Genomic DNA, 3137 nt, shown 5'->3' with positions numbered 1-3137 from the left:
GGTGTTCGTCGCGGGACGCGGCGCGCGCCTGTCGGGCGCCCGCGACGCGCAGGCCGAGCGCGCCGCGCGCTGCGGGGCGCTGCTCGCGACGTCGGCGGTGGTGCGCGGCCTGTTCGCCGGCGACCCGTTCGCCCTGGACGTCAGCGGGGGCTTCGCCACGCCCTCCGCGGTGGAGCTGATCCGCGGCGCCGACCTGGTCGTCGCGTGGGGCTGCTCGCTGAACATGTGGACGACCCGGCACGGCGCGCTCGTCGACCGGGCCGCCGCGGTCGTGCAGGTCGACGTGGACGCGCACGCGCTCGGCGCGCACCGCCCCGTCGACCTCGGCCTGATCGGCGACGCCGCCGAGACCGCCCGGGCCGCCTCGGCCGAGCTCGGCGCCCGCGGGCACCGGGCCACGGGGTACCGCACGCCCGAGGTGGCGGAGCGTCTCGCCCGCGAGGGCCGCTGGCAGGACGTCCCCTACGACGAGCATCCCGGCGAGGACGGCGCGGACGGCCCCCGCATCGACCCGCGCACGCTGACGATCGCCCTGGACGGGATGCTGCCCCGCGAGCGCACGGTCGCCGTCGACTCCGGGAACTTCATGGGCTACCCGGCGATGTTCCTGGACGTCCCCGACGAGGACGGCCTGGTGTTCACGCAGGCGTTCCAGTCGGTGGGGCTGGGCCTCGCGACCGCCATCGGCGCGGCGGTGGCGCGCCCGGACCGGCTCACCGTCGCCGCGCTCGGCGACGGCGGCGCCCTGATGTCGGTCGCGGAGCTGGAGACCGCCGTCCGGCTCGGGCTCGGCCTGCTCGTGCTCGTCTACGACGACGAGGCCTACGGGGCGGAGGTGCACCACTTCGGTCCGGGCGGGCACCCCCTCGACACCGTCACGTTCCCGCCCGCGGATCTGGCCGCGGTCGGGCGGGGGTTCGGCTGCGCGGCGGCGACCGTCCGGACGCCGGGCGACCTCGCGGCGGTGGGCGCCTGGCTGGCGGGGCCCCGCGACCGGCCGATGGTCGTGGACGCCAAGATCACGCGCAGCCGCCCCTCGTGGTGGCTGGAGGAAGCTTTCCGGGGTCATTAACTCACTCTGTGTAGCCTCGCCCTCCTTGGGAACGATCACGATCACGGCCGTCGTGGCCTGGTTCACATGCCTGAGGAGGAGACATGGCGCAAGGGCCGAGGCTGCCCGAACTCGCCAGGCAGATGCTGGCGGAGTTCGCCGGCACCCTGATCCTGATCCTGTTCGGCGTCGGCGTGGTCGCCCAGGCCGTGGCGGCGAGCGGGCTCGGCGCGCCGCAGAGTCTCGGCGGCCACGACAGCATCGCCTGGGCCTGGGGGATCGGGGTCACGCTCGGCGTGTACGTCGCCGCCCGGACCAGCGGTGGGCACCTGAACCCCGCCGTGACGCTCGCGCTCGCGGTGTTCAAGGGGTTCCCCTGGCGCCGGGTCGTGCCGTTCTGGTTCGCGCAGACGCTCGGCGCCTTCGTGGCCGCGCTGATCGTCCGGTGGGACTACAGCGAGATCCTCGCCAAGTTCGACCCCGGCCACACCCTGAAGTCCCAGTTCGTGTTCTCCACCCTGCCGGGCAACGGCACGCTGCCGATCGGCACCTGGGGCGCGTTCCGCGACCAGGTGATCGGCACCGCGATCCTGCTGTTCCTCGTGCTGGCCCTCACCGACGTGCGCAACGCGCCGCCGCTGGCCAACCTGGCGCCGCTGATCATCGGTCTGGTGGTGGTGGCGATCGGCATGGCGTTCGGCTCCGACGCGGGTTACGCGATCAACCCGGCCCGCGACTTCGGGCCGCGGCTCGCCCAGTTCATCACCGGATACGACACCGCCTGGCGGGACCAGTACGGCGACCTGTACTTCTGGGTGCCGATCGGGGGCCCGCTGATCGGGGGCGTGCTCGGCGCCGGCCTGTACCTGCTGTTCGTCGGGCGCCACCTCCCCGAGGAGGAGGGCGGCCTGCCCGCGGCGCCGGAGCCGGAGTACGACGTCACCTGACGGGCCCGTTCCCTCGGGCGGAAAGGAAGAGTCCATGGCCGACTTCGTCGGGGCCCTCGACCAGGGCACGACCAGCACCCGATTCATGATCTTCGACCACGGCGGCAACGAGATCGCCCGCCACCAGCTCGAACACGAGCAGATCCTGCCCCAGGCCGGCTGGGTCGAGCACAACCCGACCGAGATCTGGGAGCGGACGCGCTCGGTCATCGAGAGCACGCTGAACAAGGCGAACCTGTCGCACGGCGACCTGGCCGCGTTCGGGATCACCAACCAGCGCGAGACGACCGTGGTGTGGAACCGGCGCACCGGCCGCCCTTACTACAACGCGATCGTCTGGCAGGACACCCGCACCGACCGCATCGCCTCCGCGCTCGAACGCGACGGCCGGGGCGAGACGATCCGGCACCGCGCCGGGCTGCCGCCCGCGACGTACTTCTCCGGCGGGAAGATCCAGTGGATCCTGGAGAACGTCGACGGGGTCCGCGAGGCCGCCGAGCAGGGCGACGCGATCTTCGGCAACATCGACACCTGGGTGCTGTGGAACCTCACCGGCGGGACGGACGGCGGCGTGCACGTCACCGACCCCACCAACGCCAGCCGCACCATGCTCATGGACCTGGAGACCCTCTCCTGGGACGACCAGCTCCTGTCGTTCTTCGGAATCCCGCGCTCCATGCTGCCGGAGATCAAGCCGTCCTCGGCGCCCGACGCCTACGGCACGACGCGTCCGGGCGGCCCGCTCGGCGGCGAGGTGCCGCTCACCGGCATCCTGGGCGACCAGCAGGCGGCGACGGTGGGGCAGGTGTGCTTCTCTCCCGGCGAGGCCAAGAACACCTACGGCACAGGCAACTTCCTCCTGCTCAACACGGGAGAGGAACTCGTCCGGTCCAAGGCGGGGATGCTCACCACCGTCTGCTACAAGTTCGGCGACGCCGCGCCCGTCTACGCCCTTGAGGGTTCGATCGCGGTGACGGGGTCGGCGGTGCAGTGGCTGCGCGACCAGCTCGGCATCATCTCCGGCGCCGCGCAGAGCGAGTCGCTGGCCCGGCAGGTCGACGACAACGGCGGCGTCTACTTCGTCCCGGCCTTCTCCGGCCTGTTCGCCCCCTACTGGAGATCCGACGCCCGCGGCGCCA

At 72.7% G+C, this 3137-nt stretch carries 3 protein-coding genes; all 3 read left to right on the top strand.

Going from position 1 to position 3137, the window contains the following annotated elements:
- A partial coding sequence (locus tag ABD944_RS42055) for a thiamine pyrophosphate-dependent enzyme (RefSeq protein ID WP_345187846.1) occupies positions 1 to 1072 on the top strand: 1072 nt, incomplete at its 5' end.
- 83 nt (positions 1073 to 1155) lie between these two features.
- Positions 1156 to 1998 carry an MIP/aquaporin family protein gene (locus tag ABD944_RS42050; protein WP_345187843.1) on the top strand — a complete coding sequence of 281 codons (843 nt, stop codon included), beginning with the start codon at positions 1156 to 1158 and terminating at the stop codon, positions 1996 to 1998.
- A 34-nt stretch (positions 1999 to 2032) separates the two neighbouring features.
- Positions 2033 to 3137: glycerol kinase GlpK (gene glpK / locus ABD944_RS42045; RefSeq protein WP_345187839.1), on the top strand; the 1105-nt coding region annotated here is incomplete at its 3' end.

The sequence above is a fragment of the Actinomadura verrucosospora genome (assembly GCF_039540335.1).
Classification (GTDB): Bacteria; Actinomycetota; Actinomycetes; order Streptosporangiales; family Streptosporangiaceae; genus Spirillospora; species Spirillospora verrucosospora.
Note: the sequence above shows the minus strand (reverse complement) of the source record. Positions and strands in the feature narration are given on the sequence as shown.

What these genes read in the sequence shown, in the direction of transcription:
- ABD944_RS42050 (WP_345187843.1), top strand. Translation starts at nt 1,156, where the DNA reads ATGGCGCAAGGGCCGAGGCTGCCCGAACTCGCCAGGCAGATGCTGGCG.